This window comes from Spirosoma aerophilum, from assembly GCF_054782495.1.
In genome coordinates this window covers 242,424-266,763 of the sequence record NZ_BAAGSJ010000001.1, presented here as the reverse complement: position 1 = coordinate 266,763, position 24,340 = coordinate 242,424, and the positions used below count along the sequence as shown (strand labels likewise).

At 52.4% G+C, this 24,340-nt stretch carries 19 protein-coding genes; 17 read left to right on the top strand and 2 right to left on the bottom strand.

Annotated features, from left to right (window positions below; translation table 11 throughout):
- Window positions 1–75: 75 nt before the first annotated feature.
- From ACYVK4_RS01070 to ACYVK4_RS01040, 7 genes are all read left to right on the top strand, one after another.
- Window positions 76–1,263: an MFS transporter gene (locus tag ACYVK4_RS01070; protein WP_461125634.1), complete on the top strand. Its 1,188-nt coding sequence runs from the start codon at window positions 76–78 to the stop codon at window positions 1,261–1,263.
- 123 nt (window positions 1,264–1,386) lie between these two features.
- Window positions 1,387–3,540 (top strand): catalase HPII, encoded by a 2,154-nt coding sequence (gene katE / locus ACYVK4_RS01065; RefSeq protein WP_461125633.1) that lies wholly within the window; start codon window positions 1,387–1,389, stop codon window positions 3,538–3,540.
- A gap of 509 nt (window positions 3,541–4,049) precedes the next feature.
- The gene (locus ACYVK4_RS01060; protein WP_461125632.1) at window positions 4,050–4,490 is read left to right on the top strand and encodes a response regulator; all 441 of its coding nucleotides are present in this window, start codon (window positions 4,050–4,052) and stop codon (window positions 4,488–4,490) included.
- 103 nt (window positions 4,491–4,593) lie between these two features.
- Window positions 4,594–6,789 (top strand): sensor histidine kinase, encoded by a 2,196-nt coding sequence (locus ACYVK4_RS01055; RefSeq protein ID WP_461125631.1) that lies wholly within the window; start codon window positions 4,594–4,596, stop codon window positions 6,787–6,789.
- Window positions 6,790–6,909: 120 nt separating this feature from the next.
- Entirely contained in the window at window positions 6,910–7,488 is a 579-nt protein-coding gene (locus ACYVK4_RS01050; RefSeq protein WP_461125630.1) for a DUF4082 domain-containing protein, read from the top strand.
- Window positions 7,489–7,725: 237 nt separating this feature from the next.
- Window positions 7,726–9,105: a DUF418 domain-containing protein gene (locus tag ACYVK4_RS01045; RefSeq protein ID WP_461125629.1), complete on the top strand. Its 1,380-nt coding sequence runs from the start codon at window positions 7,726–7,728 to the stop codon at window positions 9,103–9,105.
- Window positions 9,106–9,128: 23 nt separating this feature from the next.
- A complete protein-coding gene (locus ACYVK4_RS01040) occupies window positions 9,129–10,538 on the top strand; it encodes a DUF418 domain-containing protein (protein ID WP_461125628.1) in 1,410 nt (469 codons plus the stop codon).
- A 64-nt stretch (window positions 10,539–10,602) separates the two neighbouring features.
- On the opposite strand, the gene ACYVK4_RS01035 is transcribed toward ACYVK4_RS01040, so the two are convergent.
- Complete coding sequence (locus tag ACYVK4_RS01035) at window positions 10,603–11,352, bottom strand: acyl-CoA desaturase (RefSeq protein WP_461125627.1); 750 nt, start codon at window positions 11,350–11,352, stop codon at window positions 10,603–10,605.
- Between the two features lie 331 nt (window positions 11,353–11,683).
- Between ACYVK4_RS01035 and ccoS the strand changes: the two genes are divergently transcribed.
- From ccoS to ACYVK4_RS00995, 8 genes are all read left to right on the top strand, one after another.
- Window positions 11,684–11,857 carry a cbb3-type cytochrome oxidase assembly protein CcoS gene (ccoS, locus tag ACYVK4_RS01030; RefSeq protein ID WP_461125626.1) on the top strand — a complete coding sequence of 58 codons (174 nt, stop codon included), beginning with the start codon at window positions 11,684–11,686 and terminating at the stop codon, window positions 11,855–11,857.
- 15 nt (window positions 11,858–11,872) lie between these two features.
- Window positions 11,873–14,062, top strand: a complete 2,190-nt coding sequence (ccoN, locus tag ACYVK4_RS01025) for a cytochrome-c oxidase, cbb3-type subunit I (protein WP_461125625.1) — start codon at window positions 11,873–11,875, stop codon at window positions 14,060–14,062.
- 120 nt (window positions 14,063–14,182) lie between these two features.
- The gene (locus ACYVK4_RS01020; protein ID WP_461125624.1) at window positions 14,183–14,353 is read left to right on the top strand and encodes a hypothetical protein; all 171 of its coding nucleotides are present in this window, start codon (window positions 14,183–14,185) and stop codon (window positions 14,351–14,353) included.
- A 14-nt stretch (window positions 14,354–14,367) separates the two neighbouring features.
- A complete protein-coding gene (locus tag ACYVK4_RS01015) occupies window positions 14,368–15,201 on the top strand; it encodes a cbb3-type cytochrome c oxidase N-terminal domain-containing protein (protein ID WP_461125623.1) in 834 nt (277 codons plus the stop codon).
- Between the two features lie 69 nt (window positions 15,202–15,270).
- Window positions 15,271–16,713 carry a cytochrome c oxidase accessory protein CcoG gene (gene ccoG / locus ACYVK4_RS01010; RefSeq protein ID WP_461125776.1) on the top strand — a complete coding sequence of 481 codons (1,443 nt, stop codon included), beginning with the start codon at window positions 15,271–15,273 and terminating at the stop codon, window positions 16,711–16,713.
- A gap of 133 nt (window positions 16,714–16,846) precedes the next feature.
- On the top strand, window positions 16,847–17,272 hold the full coding sequence (locus ACYVK4_RS01005; RefSeq protein WP_461125622.1) for a FixH family protein: 426 nt from the start codon (window positions 16,847–16,849) through the stop codon (window positions 17,270–17,272).
- 12 nt (window positions 17,273–17,284) lie between these two features.
- Complete coding sequence (locus ACYVK4_RS01000) at window positions 17,285–18,007, top strand: sulfite exporter TauE/SafE family protein (protein WP_461125621.1); 723 nt, start codon at window positions 17,285–17,287, stop codon at window positions 18,005–18,007.
- A 128-nt stretch (window positions 18,008–18,135) separates the two neighbouring features.
- Window positions 18,136–20,643, top strand: a complete 2,508-nt coding sequence (locus ACYVK4_RS00995) for a cation-translocating P-type ATPase (RefSeq protein ID WP_461125620.1) — start codon at window positions 18,136–18,138, stop codon at window positions 20,641–20,643.
- 306 nt (window positions 20,644–20,949) lie between these two features.
- On the opposite strand, the gene ACYVK4_RS00990 is transcribed toward ACYVK4_RS00995, so the two are convergent.
- Window positions 20,950–21,234 (bottom strand): thioredoxin domain-containing protein, encoded by a 285-nt coding sequence (locus tag ACYVK4_RS00990; RefSeq protein WP_461125619.1) that lies wholly within the window; start codon window positions 21,232–21,234, stop codon window positions 20,950–20,952.
- A gap of 383 nt (window positions 21,235–21,617) precedes the next feature.
- Here ACYVK4_RS00990 and ACYVK4_RS00985 point away from each other — a divergent pair, with 383 nt between their 5' ends.
- Window positions 21,618–23,246 carry a sensor histidine kinase gene (locus ACYVK4_RS00985; RefSeq protein ID WP_461125618.1) on the top strand — a complete coding sequence of 543 codons (1,629 nt, stop codon included), beginning with the start codon at window positions 21,618–21,620 and terminating at the stop codon, window positions 23,244–23,246.
- Window positions 23,224–24,282 carry a response regulator gene (locus tag ACYVK4_RS00980; protein ID WP_461125617.1) on the top strand — a complete coding sequence of 353 codons (1,059 nt, stop codon included), beginning with the start codon at window positions 23,224–23,226 and terminating at the stop codon, window positions 24,280–24,282. Before ACYVK4_RS00985 ends, ACYVK4_RS00980 begins: the two co-directional genes overlap by 23 nt.
- Window positions 24,283–24,340: the final 58 nt, after the last annotated feature.

The following is a 24,340-nucleotide window of genomic DNA, read 5'->3' as shown; positions in this document are numbered from 1 at the left end:
GCTCGCGCCAGCGGCTGAGCCTTCCGTAAATACTCGCGCCAGCGGCAGAAAGGTCCGTACTGCCTATCTTTGGGCATGCTTCCTTCCACCCGTAACAATGCGCAATTGGTCGTTGTTGTCTTCGCTCAGTTTGCCGGTACATCGCTCTGGTTTGCCGGTAACGCCATTCTGCCCGATCTTCAACCACTGGTAAAAGCCACCGGCCTTATTAGCTTGATTACCTCGGCCGTACAGATTGGCTTCATCACCGGCACACTCCTTTATGCCCTGTTCGCCATACCCGATCGTTTTCGTTCGACGTATGTATTTCTGGTTTCCGTTGTGCTGGCGGCTATCGTGAATCTGGTCTGGCTGTTTTTGCCACTACATGCCGGAACAATTCTGATCAGCCGATTCCTGACGGGGTTCTTTCTGGCGGGCGTTTACCCCGTTGGGATGAAGATTGCCGCCGACCGGTTCAAGCCCGTTTTAGGTCGGGCCATGGGTTTTCTGGTGGGGGCGCTGGTGTTGGGTACCGCTTTCCCGTATCTCATCCGGGGGCTGGGTGGGCAGCTGCCCTACCGAACACTGATGCTGGCCGTAAGTGCGCTGGCCGTGAGTGGTGGAGTGTTGATGCTGCTGGCTGTACCCGCAACTGACGTGCCGCGCCGTACGACTATCTTTCGGTTGCAAACGCTGCTCACCTTAGGAAAACCCTCGGCTTTCCGACCGGCTATGCTGGGTTATTTCGGGCATATGTGGGAGCTATATGCGTTTTGGGCGTTTCTGCCAACCCTTATCCGTTACTACCAGCAGCAACACCCCGGTCTGTACATAAACAATCCGCTCTGGGCGTTTGGAGCGATTGCGGCCGGAGCCGTGGGCTGTGTGGGTGGCGGTTTTCGGGCCTTATGCGTCGGGAGTGCGCCCGTAGCCCGTTATTTATTGCTGACGTCGGGCCTTTGTATCCTGCTGTTGCCCCTGATGGTAACCGCACCCCCTATCCTGTTTGGCCTCTTTCTGGCCGTCTGGGGCGCTGCCGCAGCGGGCGATTCTCCCCAATTTTCCAGCCTCGTTGCCAGCCACGCTCATCTCGACAACCGGGGCAGTATCCTGACACTGGTTACCTGTTTTGGCTTTCTTATATCGGTCATTTCCATCCAGTTCATGGCCTGGTTAGTGGCCACGATTGGTATGTCGGGCTGGCTGTTTTATGCGTTATTTCCCGGCCCGCTGGTGGGACTTTGGGCCATGAGCCGGAGGGGTTGGGGTGGGGTAGATTGAACCCCGGAGAATAACTCGGTAACAAGCTGTAAACCATCCTGCCGGCAATTAAATATTGAGATTGGCTGAACAAAAGGATAATTCGAGTCTTTCTATAGAAGTGAAAGACTAATTGAATGTATCATGACCACTGACGACAACAAAGCCAACACCAACGATAAACTCGACGAACTGGAAAAGAACCGCGAGTATAGTACGGATACGTTTTTAACCACCAATCAGGGGCTGCGGGTCAACGACGATCAGAACTCGCTGAAAGCAGGTCCGAGAGGAGCTACCTTGCTGGAGGATTTTATTCTCCGCGAAAAAATCACGCATTTCGACCATGAGCGTATTCCCGAACGGATTGTACACGCCCGGGGGGCTGCGGCTCATGGCTATTTTCAGGCTTATGAACCACAAAGCGATCTGACGAAAGCAAAATTCCTGCTCGACCCGTCCCGGAAAACCCCCGTTTTCGTTCGTTTTTCAACTGTAGCGGGCTCGCGGGGATCGACCGATCTGGCACGCGATGTTCGGGGCTTTGCGGTTAAATTTTATACCGAAGAGGGAAACTTCGATCTCGTCGGCAACAACATTCCGGTCTTCTTTATTCAGGATGCCATCAAGTTTCCTGACCTGATCCACGCGGTAAAACCTGAACCGAATAACGAAATTCCGCAGGCGGCTTCCGCACACGATACCTTCTGGGATTTCATCTCGATCACACCTGAGGCCATGCACATGGTGATGTGGACCATGTCGGATCGCGCCATTCCGCGGAGCTACCGCATGATGGAAGGTTTTGGTGTGCATACCTTCCGGTTCATTAACGAAGCCGGTAAATCCCGCTTCGTAAAATTCCATTGGAAGCCGCTATTGGGCGTTCATTCCGTTGTGTGGGACGAAGCGCAACTCATCTCGGGTCGCGACCCCGATTTTCACCGTCGTGACCTCTGGGATGCCATCGAAGGGGGAGCTTATCCTGAGTGGGAACTGGGTGTGCAGATTGTGGAGGAGGAAGATGAACACAAGTTCGATTTCGACCTGCTGGACTCGACCAAACTGATTCCTGAGGAGCTGGTACCGGTGCAGCGCCTGGGCAAGATGGTACTCGACCGAAACCCCGATAACTACTTTGCCGAAACCGAACAGGTTGCCTTCCACCTGGGGCATGTGGTACCCGGCATCGACTTTTCCAATGATCCACTGTTGCAGGGTCGTTTGTTTTCCTATACCGATACCCAACTGAAACGTTTGGGTGGGCCGAATTTCCACGAGATACCCATCAACCGCCCTATTGCGCCGGTTCATAACGGCCAGCGCGACGGGCACATGCGTCAGACCATCAATACCGGTCGGGTTAGCTATAGCCCCAACCAGATCAATAGTAATTCACCGGCGCAGGCAAGCCAGCAGGAGGGCGGGTTCGCCAGTTATCCCGAACGAATCGACGCTAATAAAGTGCGGGCCCGGAGCAAAAGCTTCATGGATCACTACAGTCAGGCGAAACTGTTCTGGAACAGCCAGTCGGATACCGAAAAGACACATATTGTAAAAGCATTGCGCTTTGAACTGGGCAAAGTGGCCGTTGAAGAAATTCGGGAACGGATGCTGATTCTTCTGTCGAAGGTCGATACCACGCTGGCTACGCTGGTGGGCGAAGGCCTGGGTCTGACAGTACCGGCGAAAGACGATATTCAACTTAACCTGGGGGTACCGGCAGATGCCAATCCCGCCGATTACCAGTCTCAACCGGCTTCGGCCAATGCGGGAAGTTCAGCGGCTTTGAGCATGGCGAATCCACCGAAAGTGGGAATCAAAACACGTCAGGTAGCGATTCTGGCAGCCGATGGCGTGGATGCGTCCGAGTTGAAGATGATGAAAAATGCCTTGTCGGCCGAAAAAGCGATCATTGCTATTGTGGCTCCGCGTGTGGGCATGCTGAAGACATCGGCTGGTGAGATGATCAAGATCGACGGAAGTTTGCAAACGACGGCCTCGGTGTTGTTCGATGCCGTTTATGTGCCCGGTGGTCAGGCCAGTGTACAGTCGCTGATGCAGGAAGATGAATCCAGCCGGTTCATTCATGAAGCGTTCATGCACTGCAAACCCATTGCCGCCACCGGCGAAGGCGTTGATCTGCTGAAAGCTGCGGCCACGGGCGGAGCTGCCAACTTGCTGAGTAGTGATGGTGTCGTGACCAGTGAGACGGGCACCGACGAATCCATCCCACAAAAATTCATTGATGCCATTGGTCAGCATCGCTTCTGGAGCCGGGAGAAAACGCTGGTGTAATCGTACACGGTGCCATAAATAGTATTTGGGTTGGTACGTATTGGAGTGGTTGGCTTGATCGTCAGCCGCTTCAATACGTACCAACCCATTTTTATAGTCTATCCCACTGGCTGGAACGATGGCCCTAAGCCAACAAAAGTTGAGAAAACAGGCAGACTACATAAACAGTAAAAAACAATCAGTAACTGCCTGGTTCGTGTTTGGCGAGGCTTTGACAGCGGTACCTGTTAACTTAATTGTGGAATTATCGGGAATCGGTCAGAAATTGTCGATATTACATGGCTTTTCTATTTAATTACCTGTTTTGACCTGTATCCTAATTTCGATTTACATGAGTTGACAGGCTAGCTACCCCTTTATTCGCACAAGGTTCATTCGTACTGAAACCGATACTGGCGGATTATATTTTTACCTGACGTCAACGTTGTCGCAAGCTTTCTCTCCACCTACCCACTTCGAGCCATCGCAGGGAAGCTTACCAACGCCCATTCTATAGATTACCTCTGACCATGAGCCCAAATCACCTTGAACTCCTGCTTGCCGATGACGACGAAGACGATTGCCTGTTTTTTAAGGAAGCGTTGCGGGAATTGCCTGTAAGCATGAACCTGACGACTGTCAATAACGGTGAGGAGCTTATGGCGCTTTTGAAAAAAGACAGTCCAAAACTGCCTTATGTTCTTTTCCTGGACCTTAATATGCCCCGTAAGAGCGGTTTCGAGTGTTTAACTGAAATAAAACATGATGAGAATCTAAAGCGTTTGCCGGTTGTGATCCTCTCCACATCGTTTGAGCAGATCATGGCCGATCAGCTGTATGAAAAAGGGGCCAGTAGCTGTTTTCGTAAACCGGCAGACTTTTCGCAACTCAGCCGTATTATTCAGCAAGCACTTTCCCTGCTGGCACCGGCTACGACGTTACCTGATGCAGGCAAAACGTATGTACGCTAGGGTGAGCGTATACCGTTGCCCGGTATATATACCAATGGCCTACAATCCGGTAACGGAGTCAACTCATTAAGACACTATCCATCCACACGGCAAGCACGAGATTATGTACCGCGACTACAAGAAAACGGCTGACGAAATCATTCTTGACCAATACACCCCAGCCGGTGTGATTGTTAATGAAGCGTTGGATATTGTTCATTTTCGTGGGCTCACAACACCTTATCTGGAAGAGGTACCCGGTCAGCTCAACCAGAATATGCTACGCATGGCTAAACATGGGCTGGTGGTTGAATTAAGCAGTTTGCTTCATGACGCCAAAAAAAAGGAAGCGGCCGTTCGTAAGGAAAATATTCCCTTTCAGGTGAACGACTTCCTTTGGACTATCGCTATTGACGTTATTCCTCTACCGAGTTCGATTGTTCCTTATTACCTGATTCTCTTTCACAACCAAAAGGCCAATGAGTTGCCCCCGGATGCTGCCCACCTGGAGGAGGCTAACCTCCCGCTTACTTATCAGCTGAAACAGGAGCTGGCACAGGCCCGTGAAGACATACGTCGTCTTATGCTGGGGCAGAAAACGGTAAACGAGGAAGGGCAGCGGGAAAACCGGGAACTCCTGATCAGCAACGGAGAATTGCAGCGCCTGAATCACGAACTGGAAATCAGTAAGGACGAGCAAAAAAATGCTAATGACGCCCTGACAATCGTTAACCGGGAAATGATTACCCTGAATGAGCAGGTGACCGCCACCCGCGATTATGCCGAAGCCATCATTGGCAATATGCGCGAGCCACTCCTCGTACTGGATGCTACCCTGCGGATACAAACGGCGAACAATGCGTTTTACAAAACCTTTCAGGTAAATGAGCGCGAAACGGAAAATGTGCTGGTGTACGACATCGGCAACAAGCAATGGGATATACCGGAGCTGCGAACCTTGCTGGAACGGATTCTGCCCGAAAAATCAACGTTTCGTGATTTCGAAATAACCCATACGTTCTCCACCATCGGAAAGCGGGTGATGCTGTTGAACGCCCGGGAAATCGTCAATAAAAACAGTCTGGAGAAACTCATTCTGCTTTCGATTGAAGATACAACCGTCGAAACGAAAGCGCGGGACCTGGAACGGCTGATTCAGAAACAGCTCCAGTTTATTGCCGATGCCATGCCGGAGAAGGTCTGGACGGCCGACGCAATGGGGAATGCGAACTATTTTAACCAGAGTTGGCTCACTTACACCGGCTTCGCCTTCGAGGCTTTGAAAGGCTCGGGCTGGAAAAAAGTCATTCATCCCGATGACTGGGAGGAAAATCAAAAACGCTGGCAATATTCAATTCGTACCGGTGCCGATTTTGAGATGCAGCATCGGTTTCTGACGACTGAGGGTACCTATAAATGGCATTTCAGCCGGAGTATTGCCCAAAAAGATGAGCAGGGGGCCATCACCATGTGGATTGGTACCGATACTGAAATTCATGAACAGAAAACACAGCACGAAGTGCTGGAAAAGGCCGTCGTGAACCGTACGCGTGAGTTAAAAGAAGCCAACGAAACGCTGGAAGGCAAAAACAAGGAGCTGGCGTATATGAACAAAGAGCTTGAGTCCTTTACCTACATCTCAAGCCACGATTTACAGGAGCCACTGCGGAAGATCCAGACGTTTGCCGGTCGCATTCTGGATCAGGAAAACCAACAGTTAACGGATAAGAGCCAGAATTATCTACTGCGGCTGCAACAGGCCGCGGCCCGTATGCAGCAGCTTATTCAGGACCTGCTGGCTTTCTCCAGGGTGAATACCGGCGAACGGAAATTTGAACCGACCGATCTGAATGTCCTGATCGACGAAGTAGTTGATGAACTACAGGAGACCATTCAGGAGAAACATGCCACCCTTATTATCAACAAGCTCGACACGCTGAATATCATTGTGTTTCAGTTTCGCCAGCTTATTCAAAACCTGCTTGTTAACGCACTCAAATTTTCAACGCCAGCACGGCCGCCTGTTATTACGATCAGCAGTTACATCATAAAGGGGGACAAAGCCATCAACGCAAGGCTACTCACGGGCAAAAATTATTGTCATATTACGGTTGCCGATAACGGAATTGGCTTCGATCCACAATACAGCGAACGAATATTTGACGTGTTCCAGCGCCTGCACAGCAAAGAGCAATACAATGGCACGGGCATTGGCCTGGCTATTGCCAAAAAGATTGTTGAGAATCATAATGGCCTCATTACGGCGACCGGCAAACTAACCGAGGGCGCGTGCTTTGATATGTATATTCCCGTCAGTTGACGATGGTTTCCAACGCATGATGCGTTGTTAATTGACCGTTCCCTCAATTCAACACGTTCATTGTTTTCGATGACAGGTTGTCCTTCGACCAACGGTTTAGACAATTAATTTATCTAAATCATGAGAACATCATTAACGTTTGGATTGCTGCTTGGCGTTGCCAGCATGATCGGTTGCTCGACTAAAGAAACCGTAAAACCAACCGAAAACTCAATCACCAACTTTATCAGTTCCGAAAGTTCCATTACGTCGGGTACGCGTACCTCGGGCCCCTGGGAGTTGGGTGTGGTCTTTAGCTCGTCGGTGGCGGGAAAGCTGACACAGGTAGGTAGTAAAATGCCGGAGCCGGGTTCATACCGGATTATTGTGTGGGACTTCGATACAAAGGCCGTCCTTCGTCAAAAGACGATCGAACAAACCGCACCTGATAAACTAACCCTGAACGATGTTGAGTCTCTGTCGCTGACGGCCAACAAAAAGTACGTCATCAGTGTCAACAACCAGTCGAGCGGGGTGAATAAAAAATACGGTTTTGCCTATAAAACCGGCAGCGCCGACTTTATGCCCTTTACCAAAGGCAGCATTTTGGTGTACAACGCCTGTTATCGAAACACGGCTACGGCAGTTTTTCCTGACGTTGTCACCAACGTGAAATATGAACTGTACGGCTACCCCGAGTTCACGTTCATCCCTGACTGATTTGGTCGGTTCAATAGGTTGGCTTACTACGTATTGAGTGCGGTGGTGCGGATGACGTTTGTTGTTCTTGCCACCGCATTTTTCTGCCATACAGAAATGGATTGAACACCGAGACGGTTAGGTTTAGGTGCTTTGCTACCGTTTACTAAAGTGTTGAGCAGAGATAACGGTTAAGTTGTCATATTGTCTTGATAACCAATCAACTACCGAATCGCCCTCTTTACCCCACGACACGAAATGGAAGCTTCACGCTCTCGCCCGCCGGATGAGTCTGCCCTGGCTGTTCAACCCGTTGTTCCGGCTGAACGCATCCACACACTGGATATACTGCGGGGTGTTGCCCTGCTCGGTATCCTGCTCATGAATATACAGGCATTCGGCCTTACCGATGCCAGCCTGAATCAGCTCATTCGAAATCCTCACGGGGGTAATTACTGGCTGCTGACACTGGTGCATGTACTGTTCGAACACAAGATGTGCGCCCTGTTCTCCATGTTATTTGGGGCCGGGATCATCCTGTTTCTGGCCAAAACACGCAGCGGTTCAGGAATGGCTGCCCCCGAATTATTCATCCGGCGGCAGCTGTGGCTCATCGTTTTCGGACTCGTCAATGCCTGGGGTTTACTGTGGCACTACGATATTCTTTTTCATTATGGCATCATGGGCATTTTTCTCTTTCCATTCATCCGGCTATCCCCAAGAGCCTTGCTGGTGTGCGCCGTTGTGGCGGGGTTGATCTTAAGTGGAAAACTCTACTGGCAGTTTGCCGAGCAGAAGCAGAAGTACGAAAAATTTTTGCCGATAGCGGCCCTCGAAAAAAAGAACAGGAAAGTAAAGCTCACCGATGAACAGAAAGATGATAAGTCAGCCTGGGAGGGTCTGGTAAAAGAACACCGGTACGACAGCAAAGCCGATAAAGCCGACGTGCGGGCGATGCGCTCCGACTACGCCACCGTCTGGACCCATCAGTTGCCTAAAATCAAACACATGGAGGCCCCCTTTTTCTACCAGATAGGCATCTGGGACGTTCTCTCCATGATGCTGCTGGGAATGGCTCTCTTCAAATGGGGCTTTTTCTCCAATCAGCTCACCGCCCGGCAGTACACAGTTCTGGCACTTGGCGGGCTCCTGATCGGGCAGGCAATGGCCTGGCTTTCGTTGCCTTCTCACGAACTCGAAGTGGTTGATTTTACGAACTATATCAGCGGTGCCAGCCTGCCGGTTGCCAATGTGCTCATGCCCTTTGAGCGGGCGTTTTCGGCCATTGGCTGGGCCAGTCTTGTCCTGCTGGCGTACCGGGTCGGAGTTGGCATGTGGTTGTGGAGGGCGTTGAGGGCCGTCGGGCAGATGGCTTTTACCAACTATCTGATGCAGAGTGTGCTCTGTACCCTGTTTTTCTACGGCTACGGTTTGGGTTATTTTGGCGACCTGAAGTTGTATCAGCTGTATATCGTGGTGGCGGAGGTGTGGTTGCTCCAGATCGTCTTTAGTCTCGTTTGGCTGAGAAGCTTCCGGTTTGGCCCGCTCGAATGGCTCTGGCGCTCACTGACCTACGACCGCCGGCCGCTCATGCGATTGACCGAAAAGTCTGCACAAATCAACCCCGTTCTTTCCTGACCGACCGCTAACGACCTCATCCGATGGAAACCAACCCTACTTTACAAATAACCGCCGACACCGCCATACCGGGCCTGAAGGCGAACGTACCTACCGACGATCAGGATGTTCTTGCGGCACCGGCGGCTCCCCAACCGGTGGCCAAAGCCGAGCGTATCGAAACGATTGATTTGATCCGGGGCCTGGCCCTGCTGGGTATTCTGATGATGAATATTCCCGGATTCGGCTTCCTGGGATCGGGCTTTAACCGATTGATGAATAATCCGACCGGGCCTGACTTTTATGCCTTCGAGGTGGTAGGGGTAGGGTTTGAAGGGACGATGCGCGGCTTATTTTCCATGCTGTTTGGGGCTGGTATGATACTCTTCACCCAGAATAAGCGCGAACAGGTCAATGGACCGACCGTAGCCGAGTATTACTACCGGCGGCTGTTGTGGCTGGTTTTGTTCGGGGTCATCAATGCCTATGTGTTTCTCTGGCGTGGCGATATTCTGTTCTTTTATGGCTTGTGCGGCATGATCCTATACCCTTTTCGCCGACTAAAAGCGGGCTGGCTGATCGCCCTGGCCGTTGTGTGCATGGGGCTGAACTCCATCCGTACAGAATTGTGGTACAGTGAGCTACGGACAAACCGGGCGGGTTATCTGGAAGCGGTGAAGCAGGAGAAAGCACATAAAAAACTGACCGATGCGCAGAAAGAAGCCAAAAGCGCCTGGGAGAAATTCGAGAAGGGGTTCAAGCCGGACCCTAAAAAAGACGCGAAAGAGCTAACCAAAATGCGCTCCGGCTACGGCACCGTTTTTATGCATTTACTGCCGGAAAACAGCTCATCCGAAACGTTCTACACCTATTACGGCAGTTGGGATATGCTCCTGATGATGTTCATTGGCATGGCCCTGCTGGGGTGGGGGTTTTTCGCCAATAAACTATCGACCTCCACCTACGTCGTCACACTGCTCATTGGCTACGGGCTGGGCCTGCCGATCAGTTGGTTTTACACACAGGCACAGGTAGCGTGGACACAACATGCGGGGCAGGTCGTCGACAATTACCGAACCATCCCCTTTCAGGTGTACGACATACGGCGGGTCTTGCTGGCCCTGGGCCACGCGAGTTTGTTGCTATTAGTCTATCGCTCCCAACTGCTGCCCTGGCTCATGCGGGCGCTGACGGCGGTAGGTCAAATGGCCTTTACCAATTACCTGATGCAGTCGATTATCTGTACGCTGATTTTCCACGGCTACGGGCTGGGTTATTACGGCAAGATGGCCTTTCATGAGTTATATTACGTAGTCGCCGGGGTGTGGGTATTCCAGCTCATCGTGTCGCCCATCTGGTTGCAGTATTTTCTGTTTGGCCCGTTCGAGTGGCTTTGGCGTTCACTCACCTACTGGAAACTCCAGCCCATGCGCAGGCATGTCGCCGTGGAATGAAGGGGCGGTATCGATGGCATGTAAACGACTGTGGCGCGGGTATCAGTACCCGCGCCACAGTCGTTTACATATACGCTTCGTCGCGCCCTGTGCGCAACTTCACAATCCTGAGGGCATTGAGAATACGTAAAAGCGGGTAGGCTGGATCGAATTCGTGCCAGCGAAACCCACCAAAATTAGCCCGGCCGCCGTATTTGTGGTGATTGTTGTGGTACGATTCGCCCATCATCAGAAAATCGAAGGGCAGCAGGTTTTTGGCCGTATCGTTCACTTCGAAGTTAACATAACCATAGCGGTGCGCGTACCAGTTGATGATGGCTCCGTGAACCGGCCCCATAAAAAAGTGAATGGGCAACAGCAGAAAGAACCAGGGGGAGGGCGCAAACTGGATATAAAACAGCGTATAGGCCGTGCCCCAGGCAAGCCGCACCGGCCATCGATCACCAAGCCATTCCATAAACGGCCAGTTGGGTACCCCTTTTTTGAACTTCGCCGGAATGGAGTCGCGGTTGTTCAGGATGTCGTTATAATAGATGCGGGTTTTCCACATCATATCCATCAAATTCTTCGAGTAGTCGGGTGAGTGCGGGTCATTTTCGGTGTCGGCATGGGCGTGGTGCAGCCGGTGCATGATACCGTAGGCGCGTGGGCTCAAAAAGGACGACCCCTGCCCGATAAAGGTTAGTATGTAAAATACTTTCTCCCAGCCGGGGCTCATGGTAAACATCTGATGAGCCGCATAACGGTGGAGGAATAGTGTCTGCATCAGTACTGACAGGTACCAGTGCGCCAGAAAAAAAGCGAGAATGATCATTGGTAAAGATGAGCCCGTGTAAGAATGGGGGCGGTAAGTGAATGGATTAAATGAAGTTTCAGGACATTCCGCAGGCGAATCAGTGCCTGCCCGATCGTGGCTGGCAATGCATGATTAGGTAGACTGGGCAGGGCACAAAAGCGGAAAGAGTAGCACATTCCGGCGGTAAAAGTAGCCCCTTCCGGCGGGCCGATTGCTGACGGCTGTCAGCTTGAAAACTGAGATTTATTAGTCATGTTTCGGCCTGAATATTATCAAGTATCGAGCTGACGAATCTCATACGTTGCCCATCAGATTACCCGCACTTTTGAGCCACCAAACGCTTACGGGTATGCACATTATCTTCTTTATGATCGGTATTAGTCTGCTGATGGCCATGGGGTTCCTTGGCGCTTTTCTGTGGTCGATGCGCAGCGGACAGCAGGACGATTTGTACACGCCGTCCATGCGCATGCTGCTCGAAGACAACGAACCAACCAATGCCTCTACTGATACCCCCGTTTAACAGTCTGTTACCGCTATGAATGTTTCGCAGAAACCGCCTACAATTATTTCCGCTGATCGAACCCAGCTTGGCAAATCATCAACTCCACCGGTGGAGTACTTTGCCTACGACAACACCATCGTTCGAAATTTTGCCGTCGCCACCATCATCTGGGGTGTTGTTGGTATGCTGGTTGGTGTTCTGATTGCCAGTCAGTTGTTTGCACCCGCTGCCAACCTCGGCAACCAGTACACCACCTTCGGCCGGATTCGGCCCCTGCACACGAACGCGGTCATTTTCGCCTTTGTGGGCAACGCCATTTTTATGGGCGTTTATTATTCGCTGCAACGGCTCTGCAAAGCCCGAATGTTCAGCGATCTGTTAAGTAAAATTCACTTCTGGGGCTGGCAGGCCATCATTGTGTCGGCCGCCATCACGCTGCCCCTGGGTTTGACGACCTCCCACGAATATGCCGAGTTGGAATGGCCCATCGACATTGCCATTACGCTGATCTGGGTGGTATTTGGTATCAATATGTTCGGTACCATCATCAAGCGCCGGGAGCGTCACCTCTACGTAGCCATCTGGTTTTACATCGCTACGTTCGTGACCATTGCCGTGCTGCACATTGTCAACTCGTTCGAGATGCCGGTTAGCTTATTTAAAAGTTATTACCTGTATGCAGGGGTTCAGGATGCGCTGGTGCAGTGGTGGTATGGCCACAATGCGGTAGCGTTCTTCCTGACCACGCCGTTCCTGGGGCTGATGTATTACTTCCTGCCCAAAATGGCGAACCGCCCCGTTTACTCTTATAAACTATCGATTCTTCACTTCTGGGCGCTCATATTTCTGTATATCTGGGCCGGTCCGCACCACCTTCTCTATACGTCGCTGCCCGATTGGGCGCAATCGCTGGGAACGGTCTTCTCCATCATGCTCATTGCACCTTCCTGGGGCGGCATGATCAACGGGCTGCTCACGCTGCGGGGTGCCTGGGATAAAGTGCGGGAAGATACCATCCTGAAATTTATGGTCGTGGGCGTCACCGCCTACGGTATGGCCACCTTCGAAGGGCCGCTGCTGTCGCTCAAGAACGTGAATGCCATTGCGCACTTCACCGACTGGATTGTGGCGCACGTTCACGTAGGTGCGCTGGGCTGGAATGGCTTCCTGGTGTTTGCTGTCCTGTACTGGCTCATTCCCCGCATGTACCGCACGGAACTGTACTCGAAAAAATTGATGGGCGTTCACTTCTGGGTCGGTACGCTGGGGATTCTGTTCTATGCTGTTCCGATGTACATATCCGGCTTCACGCAGGGTATGATGTGGAAAGAGTTTACGCCCGAAGGGGTTCTGAAATACCCGAACTTCCTCGAAACGACGCTGCAGCTCCTGCCGATGCACCGGATGCGGGCCGTGGGGGGTACCTTCTATCTGCTCGGCGCTATCCTGATGGGATACAACCTTTTCAAAACGATGGCCGCCGGTAAGCTGGTTGCCAACGAAGCCGCCGAAGCCCCCGCTCTGGAAGTTGCGTATACACCCACCGGCAGCGACACCTACTGGCACCGCTGGTTCGAACGGAAGCCCATTCCGCTGCTGATCGGCTCACTGGTGGTTATCCTGATCGGCTCGCTGATTGAGCTGATCCCGACCTTCATGGTGCGCTCCAATGTGCCTACCATTTCGGCGGTGCAGCCCTATACCGCGCTGGAAGTGCAGGGTCGCGACCTCTACATCCGGGAGGGCTGCGTAAACTGCCACAGCCAGATGGTGCGCCCGTTCCGCTCAGAAACAGAACGCTATGGCGAGTATTCGAAAGCGGGCGAATTTGTGTATGACCACCCGTTTTTGTGGGGCAGTAAGCGTACCGGACCCGACCTGCACCGCCTGGGCGGTAAGTACCCCAACTCCTGGCATTACCACCACATGCGCGACCCAACATCCATGTCGCCGGGCTCGATTATGCCTGCCTATCCCTGGTTGCTGGAGCAGAAACTCGACATCTCGAACACCTCCGATAAGCTGAATGCGCTGCGTAAAGTAGGTGTTCCATACTCTGACTTCACGGTCTACAATGCCAACGTAGAACTGGAAAAGCAGGCCAAAGAAGTGAGCGACCAACTGGGTAAAGACGGCATCAAGGTCGGTTCCGACAAAGAGATCGTGGCCCTGATCGCCTATCTCCAACGGCTCGGAACAGATATTAAGAAAATGGAAAAATAGTAATGAGTCAGTAAGTCGGTAAGCGGCTTTGCCTAAGTCAGTAAGTGGCTGATGCATTGATACGACAGGCACGAGCCACTTACCAACTTACTGACTTACCAACTTACTGACTAAACTCTCATGTTCAAACAATTTATCTCCAAAATACCCGGTGCTGATGTGTATATGGTCGGCTCGTTTCTGACCTTCTTCGTCTTTTTTGTCCTGGTCGGTCTGTATCTGTTTCTGGTTGATAAGTCCTACGTCAAGCAGATGAGTCAAATGCCGCTCGACGATTCGCCAACCGAATAACACCATTCTTCTCCATGAACTTAGTTATAGTACTTACAAGCGGGCTTCTGGCTCTGGACCCAACGCCATCGATCTGGTCGCTCACGTCGGGTCAGGATTTATTGATGATCTCGCTGGCCATGATCCTTCTGGTCGGCATGGTGCTGGTTGGCTTTGTCGCGCTCTATATGCTGCTGGTGCTCAGAAAAGCATTGGGTAGCGAAGCCGACAAGGTAGCTGATACGCGCACGTTCTGGCAAAAAGTAACGGGCATGAAACCCATTAGTCAGGAAAAAGAGCTGATTATGGAACACGCTTACGACGGCATTGCCGAACTCGACAACCCAACGCCACCTTGGTTCATGTGGCTGTTCTACAGCACTATTGTCTTTGCCGCGATCTACCTGTTCGCCTACCACATCATCGGTTCGGGCGACACTATGGTCAAAGAATACACTCAGGAAATGGCCATTGCCGATAAAGAGCGCGAGGCTTACATCAGCAAAGTAGCGGGTTCCATCAACGAAAATACCGTTACCCTCGTGAAAGATGCCAAAGGTATCGAATCCGGAAAAACGCTCTTTGCACAGTACTGCGTGGCCTGCCACGGTGCCAATGGCGAAGGGAAGGTTGGGCCGAACCTGACGGACGTTTACTGGCTGCATGGCGGTAACGTAAAATCCGTTTTCCATACCATTACCGAAGGCGTTCCCGAGAAGGGCATGATTTCCTGGAAAAAGCAGCTCAACCCGCTGCAGGTTCAGCAGGTAGCCAGCTATATACTGTCGCTGCAGGGTACAAACCCCGCCGGGGCAAAAGAGCCGCAGGGTGAAAAAGAAGCCGGAGCCGCACCGGTAGCCATGCGGTAACAAAAGCAACCCTATCAACGTAGAACGTCCCGGATGTGTCAACGCATCTGGGGCGTTTATCTTAAAAATATGAGTGTCAACGTAGTGCCCCCTCCAGCCAATTTTCGCAATGTCCTGCCCACGTCCGATGCATCGGGCGGTCGGCGGTGGCTATACCCGCGTCGTGTCACGGGCCGTTTTACCCGCTGGCGTACGGTGGTGGCGGTGGTGTTACTGGTGTGCCTGTTTGCCGGGCCGTTCGTGTGGGTTGATGGGCATCCGTTGTTCATGTTCAACGTCCTCGAACGCCGGTTCATCTTCTTTGGCGTCACCTTCTGGCCGCAGGACTTTTATCTGGTTGCCTTTGGGCTGATTACCTTCATCGTCTTCGTTATCCTGTTTACGGTGCTGTACGGGCGCGTGTGGTGCGGCTGGGCCTGTCCGCAAACGATCTTCATGGAAATGATCTTCCGGAAGATCGAAGTATTGATCGAAGGCGATTATACCGCCCGTCAACGGCTGGATGCCGGACCCTGGACAACCGAAAAAGTTGTCAAGAAGACCTTCAAACACGCGGCTTTTCTCCTCATTGCGTTTGCCATCAGTAATACGTTTCTGGCCTATATCATTGGCCGTGACCAGTGGGCTACATTGATTACCGACAATCCGGGCGACCATTTGGGCGGACTGGCGTCCATGCTTGTCTTTACGGGTGTGTTCTACCTCGTTTTTGCCCGGCTGCGCGAAATCGTTTGTACGACGATTTGCCCTTATGGACGATTACAAGGGGTATTGCTCGATAAAAATTCCCTCATTGTCGCCTATGATTTTATCCGGGGCGAGCCACGCGGGAAGAAAGTGAAAGAATCAGGCGTGAAGAATAGCCTGATTCCGCTGCCTATCACTACAGGCTCATCCCCTAAAGGCGACTGCATTGACTGTAAGCTCTGCGTGCAGGTTTGTCCGACGGGTATCGATATACGCAATGGCACGCAGCTGGAATGTATCAACTGTACGCTGTGCGTAGATGCCTGCGACGACATCATGCACAAGATCAACCGGCCCGCGGGCCTGATCCGTATGGACTCACAGTTGGGTATCGAGCAGGGAAAACCTTTCCGGTTTACGGGTCGAATTATGGCCTATACCGGGGTACTCGTGGTTTTGTTAAGCGTTATTGGGTTTATGCTCATCAGCCGTCCGGTGCTGGATGCTACCATCCTCCGGGCACCGGGGCAGTTGTTTCAGCGGGAAGCGGGGGGGAAGGTATCGAACCTCTATCTGGTCGAGATTGTCAACAAAACCTACAAGCCAATACCCCTGAAGTTTCGCCTGAACCGACCCGATGCCAGGCTGGTCTTCGTTCAACCGCTTTCCGTCATTCCGGCGGGAGAACTGGCCGAAGGAACATTTTTTATTAACCTGCCCGAAAAAGCCATCCAGCAAAACAGCACACCGCTCCAGATTGACATACTCGTCGATAATAAGGTGGTGGAGCAGATCAAGACAACTTTTTTAGGACCGGTACACTAAATGAGCGAAAGAATGAAAGAGTGAAAGAGCGGAAGGGCTGACGCCCCAGATCGTTGACGCGTTAGCCTTTTCGCCCTTTCACTCTCTCGCTCTTTCACTCTTTCGCCATTCACTCTTTCACTCTTTCACCATCATGAACTGGGGAAAATCAATTGTTCTGACCTTTGTCCTATTTGCGGGTTTCATCGGCACCATGGTGTATAAGATGACCCGCCAGAGTGTCGATCTGGTACGCGACGATTATTACCAGACCGAAATGGCCTACCAGCAGCAAATTGAACGGGTAGCCAATGCCCGTCGGCAGGAGCCTGTAGCGATGGACTTCGTCGCCAGCAAACAGCAGTTTACCATTGCCCTGCCGAAGATGCTCCGCACCGGCGATATTCGCTTTTATCGGCCCTCTGATCGTAAGCTGGACTTTATCGTGCCGGTCGATGTCCCGTCAAGGGGTCAACAGTTGGTGTCTACGGCCGATCTGGCGCGGGGTTACTGGCGGGTTCAGCTAACCTGGACCGACGGCCAGCGGGATTACTATACCGAACAGGATCTGTTTTTGTAAACACTCGTATTGATGAACACATTGTGGTGGGTCGCTGCGCTGACGACAGGTCTGGTGGGAAGTTTGCACTGCGTGGGCATGTGTGGCCCGCTGGCGATGGCTATGCCGGTAGGGCGTTTACCCCATTCGCAGCGCGGACTGGCCATCGGGTTGTATCAGGGCAGCCGCGTACTAGCCTACGCCAGTCTGGGGTTGCTGATGGGTACGCTCGGTCAGGGACTTCTGCTGGCCGGTTTACAACGACCCGTTTCGATTGCCGCCGGTCTGTTTCTGCTCGTCTGGACTTTGGTGAACCGGGGCGTATTTCCGGGGTTGACGATGAGCCGGGCCACTAGATGGGTCGTTCAGCCCATGACCCGTTTTCTGCAAAATCCTACGTTGCCCGCCTTTGCCGGATTGGGTTTCCTGAATGGCCTGTTACCCTGCGGCTTTGTGTACGTAGCCCTGGCAGGAGCCGTTACAACGGGTAGTACGGCAATGGGGGCAGTTTATATGGGATTGTTTGGTCTCGGAACGGTTCCGGCACTGCTATCCGTCCGGTTGGTCCCCAACTTATTTTCCGCATCGCTCCGTCGTCGATTTACGCTCTTCATGCCCATCACCACGGTGCTGCTGGGTCTCCTGCTGGTTGGACGGGGCATTTACAGGCCAACCCAAACGGATAAGGCTGGCCACACCATCCCGGTTTGTCATAGCAACCCTTCTGCGCTGGTGTCCGTAAAAGGCGCTCATTAGATTTTGTTGATTGGCTAACGGGGTGGCTGTGTCGTAACGTGACGAATATCAGCTTGTTCACCCTCAGAAGTCAGTTAGTTACCTGTCAGGCTGGCTGAACTTAGAGCACTCAATCGTTCAAGCCAATCATGCCTGACAACAAGACTCTTTCATCGACTCACCCACTGACGGGGCTATCGGCCGCTCAGGTCGAAGCGGCCAGAAAACAGTATGGCCCCAATCAAGCAGAAACAGAGGACAAGCCAATTGGCTGGCGATTATTGATTGAGGTCGTCTCCGAACCCATGTTTATACTGCTGGCGGTTGCCAGTTTGCTGTATGGCCTTTTGGGTCAGTGGCAGGAGGGCATTGTGTTGGGTGTGGCCATGGTCATCGTATCGGGTATTTCTGTATTTCAGGCCGTGCGGAGTGACCGGGCGCTGGGGGCACTTCGTCAGCTGACCCAACCAACCGTGTCCGTCCTTCGCGATGGACAGATTGCACTGGTGGCCATCGCGGATATTGTTGTTGGTGATACCGTCTGGCTTACCGAAGGGCAAACCGTGCCTGCCGATGGCGTCTTAGTACAGGCCAATGACTGCTCGGTGGATGAGGCTATTCTGACCGGAGAGTCTGTGCCGGTCGCTAAAACAACGCCCGAAACAGACCGATTTTTTGCCGGTACACTCCTGGCATCCGGCAGCGCCTATGTGTGTATAACGGCCATTGGCAAAGCCACCGAACTGGGTAAGCTGGGCCAGTCCCTTCGGAGCATCAACGTCGAGAAAACACCCCTTCAACAGCAGATCAGCCAGTTTGTCACGCGCATGGCCTTTGCCGGTTTCGGAGCGTTTGCGCTGGTCTGGGGAATTAATTTTGCCCGTTCCGGCGACTGGGCCACGTCCTTATTGCTGGGGCTGACCATCGCCATGTCGGTACTGCCCGAAGAAATACCGGTGGCTTTCAGCAGTTTTATGGCGCTGGGTGCGGCTCGAATGATCCGTTTTGGCGTGCTCACCAAACAGCCCCAGACGGTCGAGAGTGTAGGCTCGGCTTCGGTGATCTGTACGGATAAAACGGGGACCATCACGCAGGAAGGAATGACCCTGGCGATGCTCTACGATGTCCATGCCCAGGCCGTTGTGCCGCTCAACAGGTCTTTATCCCCGTCGGCGCGGGATGTTCTGGCTTATGCTCGCTGGGCCAGTGAACCCGAGCCCTTCGACGCTATGGAGCGGGCAATTGTGGTGGCGTACCAGCAGATCGTTGATGAACAGGCAACGAAACCGGTAGCCATTACCTATGAGTACCCGCTCGGTGGAACGCCCCCTATGATGACCCACGTGTACGCCCTCGATGATGGCCATAGGCGGGTAGCGGGTAAAGGGGCCGTGGAGCGAATCCTCCGCGTGTGCCGGTTGTCTGAAGCCGAAGCAAACCCGCTACGCAGCCAGGCGAATGAACTGGCAGAGCAAGGGTACCGGGTGCTGGGGGTAGCTGCGAGCGAATGGGAAGGGGATACCTACCCGGCCGAACAGGACGATTTTAACTGGGTTTTCAAAGGGCTGGTTGCGCTGGAAAACCCACCCAAGCCCAATGCGAAACACGTTATTGAACAGTTTGGTATGGCAGGGATTGCGGTTAAGATGATTACCGGCGATTCGCCCGAAACGGCCCGGGCCATAGCCCGTCAGGTCGCTATGCCCGACGCCCATCAAGTACTGACTGGCGATACGGTGATGGCGTTGTCGGATGAGCAACTACAGCAGGAAGTGAGAAGGGTTAATGTATTTGCCCGGATGTTTCCCGAAGCCAAACTGCGCGTGATCAGGGCGCTCAAAGCAGTGGGTGAAGTTGTGGCCATGACGGGTGATGGCGTGAACGACGGACCGGCGCTCAAAGCGGCCCATATTGGTGTGGCCATGGGTAAGCGCGGTACGGAGCTGGCCAAACAGGCGGCTTCGCTGGTGCTGGTCAACGATGACCTGAGCGGTATGGTGGATGCCATTGCCCAGGGGCGGCTTATTTATCAGAACCTGAAACGGGCAGTGGGGTATATCGTGTCCATTCATATCCCCATCATCCTGACAGTAGCTGTTCCGTTGCTCTTCAGCTGGCAATACGTGAATATTTTTAGTCCGGTACACGTTATTTTTCTGGAACTGGTCATGGGGCCGACCTGCTCGATCGCCTTCGAGAACGAACCTGCCGAACGGAATCTGATGCAGCAGCCGCCCCGGCCACTATCCGCCACGTTCTTTACCTGGAGGGAGTTAAGCTTTAAGATTTTGCAGGGACTGGCCATTGCGCTGGCTACGCTGGGCGTGTATTACTGGACGATGCAGGCAGGGCATTCACAGGATCAGGTACGGACAATGACCTTTACAACGCTGGTGCTGAGCAATGTGTGGCTTACGCTGGTGAGCCGCTCGGAGCGGGCGTCGGTTTTGACAACCTTTCGGCGGCCCAATTCCCTGCTGTGGCTTATGATGGGGCTAACGTTATTGATGCTGACTATCTTTCTCTTTGTGCCTTCAGCCCGGCAACTGGCGCAATTCGATCAATTGGCGGGACTTGATCTGGCCCGTTGCATCGGCCTGTCGCTGGCGGGGGTTCTCTGGGTGGAAGGGGGGAAGCGGCTTCGCCAAAGTTGGTAAGTGTGGCTTCGCCTAAGTTGGTAAGTCGGTAAGTTAGTAAGTCGGTAAGTTGGTAAGTGTGGCTTCGCCTAAGTTGGTAAGTTGGTAAGTTGGTAAGTCAGTAAGTCAGTAAGTCGGTAAGTCAGTAAGTCGGTAAGTCGGTAAGTATGGCTTCGCCTAAGTTGGTAAGTTAGTGGCTGCGTCTACGTATTGCTTTCCTGCGTCAGCGACCGCACGGGCAACCCCCTTACTGACTTACTGAATTACTGACTTACCGACTTATCGACTTACCAACTTACTGACTTACCGACTTATCGACTTACCAACTTATTGACTTGCCGACTCCTCTGAATGGCCTTCCTGCCGCCATACCTCAATGCCCTGTTGCACAAGGACAAAGGTGGGTAACTGCTTTACCGAAAAGCTCTGCATGACGTCGGGGTGGATGGTTTCGTCGATTTTTAAAATTCGAATCGATTCTTTGAATTTCTGTTGCAGGATGTCGATGAGTGTTGATAATACACTATTCTCACGGCTGGCAGGTGGCAGAAAGGCCAGCAGGACAGCCGTTTTGGCGGGAATCAGAATAGGGTGATGTGTTTTCAGTTCCATGATCAATACGTCCGATGGCCGTTCTGCCGGATGGTGTTATACCGCTAATTGGTTGTAAAGTTGACAAAACGAATAGGGAAACTATATGATGGGTATCAAAAGGCAACCTGATTTTTAACATATATACTGAAAGCCGTGTCCTGTAAAGGATAATGGCATCCAGGCTCAGTATATTAAGGGTTCTTTAAACTTATGTTTTGGAGAGTAAAAGCAGTTGTTCAGTAGATCGAAACAAAAGAAAAGTAATCACTTTTGTAACGTAGTGCTTTATGAATTAATCCTTCAAAAAGTTAATCTATGTGTGTTATGGACATATTTGATTAAAAGCTTTACCTTCCCAATCAAATCAGAGTATATTCCTCTGGCCATTCTGACCGCTTCTTATGCTTCCGGATCTTTCCTCTAATCGGTTAACAAAGCTGCTTTTCGAACAGAGTGAAGACTTCATTGGTCTCTATGATGTTGACACAGAACAGTTCGCGCGGGTCAATAAAGCAGGTGCCCGCATGCTGGGGTTTGCAACAGAGGCTGAATTTATAGCCAATGTAACCTGGTCTAAATCGATATTTCTCAATCCCTATTCCGACGATCCCCAATCGACCCTGATTAGTCAGGTTCGCGAAAAGGGCCGGTATGAGCAGGAGGTTCAGCGGCAGCAGCAGGATGGAACACCGTTCTGGAGCCGGCTGGTCATCACGGCGCTTGCCGATGAAGGATCGGCAGATACGTCGGATTACTTTCTGGTGCACCTGACCAACCAGGGGCGGCTTCACCAGGCCGAACAGGAGCTGAAGCAGAGTGTGCAGCGCTACGAAGCCGTATTTAACCATGCTACCATCGGAATCATTGTTGCCGATCAGCGGGGGCGCATCGTGTCGATCAATCAAATGACCCGGCAACTGTTTGGCTACCCCGGCAATGAACTCATCGGGCAACCCATTGACATACTGGTGCCTACCAACGTCAGTAAGTACCACGAACGGCTTCGGCAGTCGTTTGCCGCTAACCCGCAGGTTCGCGAAATGGGTCATAACCGCGACTTGAAAGCTCGCCGGAAAGATGGCTCGGTATTTCCCACGGAAATAAGCCTGAGCTATTTCCAGCTGGACGAGGAGTTCTATGCCGTTTCCTACATCATCGATATTACGTTTAAAAAGGAAGCGGAACGCGAGCTAATCGCCCACCGCGACCGTATTGAGGGGCTAAATACGGCTCTGGAGCAAAAAGTAGCCGACCGCACCCACGCCCTGATGAACACCCTCGATCAACTGGAACAATCGAAAGACGAACTGGCCAAAGCACTGGAGGCCGAACGGGAGCTGGGTGAGTTAAAGTCCCGATTTGTGGAAATGGCCTCGCATGAGTTCCGCACACCGCTGACGACCGTACTGACGTCGGCTACGCTGATTGAAAAATATACGGACAACGATCAGCAGGAAAAACGGGCAAAACACCTTCAGCGTATACGGTCATCGGTTAAGCATCTGAACGATATTCTGGAAGAATTTTTATCGGTCGGCAAGCTCGAAGAAGGGAAGATAGCCGCCCGCCCGGTACTGGTCGATCTGCCTCAGCTCATTCGGGATGTCGTCGCCGAAATCAACAGTGTTCTGAAGGCGGGCCAGGTGATCGAGTTACAGATCAACTGTGTGGAACGGGTTTGGCTCGATCCGTCATTATTGCGAAAAGTTCTCGTTAACTTACTAACGAACGCTAGTAAATACTCCGACGAAAATTCGGAGATCAGCGTGCAATGCGACTGTGCCGATCGGGGTATACACGTATCCGTCGCCGATCACGGCATTGGTATTTCGGCCGAAGATCAGGAACATCTGTTTGAGCGGTTTTTTCGGGCACAAAATGCCATTAATAAACCCGGTACCGGGCTGGGGCTGCACATCGTGGCTCGTTACATTGAGTTGATGGGGGGGACTGTCGATCTCCGGAGTGAATTAAACAAGGGTACGACCGTTACATTACTGCTACCTTATGAAAAGCATACTGCTGATTGAAGACAACGAAGCCATTCGTGAGAATACCGCCGAAATCCTGGAACTGACGGGTTATAAGGTCATTACCGCCGAAAATGGCAAAGTTGGCGTGGAAAGAGCCCTCGAAAGTCGGCCTGATCTGGTTATCTGCGACATCATGATGCCGGTTCTGGATGGCTACGGGGTGCTGCATATTTTTAATAAAAATCCCCAGTTATCGGGTGTCCCGTTTATTTTCCTGACGGCCAAAAGTGAACGCACCGACTTTCGCAAAGGCATGGAACTGGGCGCCGACGACTACCTGACCAAACCGTTCGACGAGTCTGAACTGTTGAGCGCCATCGAAGGGCGATTGAACCGCTTTCAAAACGTGGGGCCGCAATTCACCAAAACGGATTATAACCTCCAGCAGGATGGACTCAACGAGTTCCTGGACGATGCCCGTCAGGTTGGCAATCTGGAAAGTTTATCGACCGATCGCAAGACCCATTCGATCCGAAAAAAGCAGTTTGTTTATACGGAAGGGGACGAACCAACCCGACTGTATTTTCTGAAAGCAGGGAAAGTGAAAACCGTTCGCACCAACGTCGACGGCAAGGAGCTAATTACGGGACTCTATAACGCGGGTGATTTCTTCGGCTATCTGCCGCTGCTCGAAAACTCCGAATACACCGACTCGGCGGTAAGCATGGAAGACACCGAACTGGTGTATATCCCGAAAGAAGATTTCCGGCAACTGCTGCTGGCCAATCCCGAAGTGGGGCAGCAGTTTATCAAGTTGCTGGCCGGGCACGTGAGCGAGCGCGAAAAACAGCTGCTGAACATGGCTTACAGTTCGCTGCGCCGACGCGTGGCGGATACGCTGCTTCGGTTGCACGACCAGCAGCCGGATGCCATCATCCAGCTTTCGCGCGACGATCTGGCGGCCATCATTGGCACAGCGACCGAGTCGTTGATTCGTACGCTGAGTGAGTTTAAACACGATGGACTGGTAGAGCTGACTAGTGCCGGTATTCGGGTACTGCAGCCTGCCAAACTACGCCGGGCCAACTGGTAATGGCCCCTGCATGACGAGAATCAGGCTTCGGGTTAAGCTTGCTCATCAGATGCCGTTC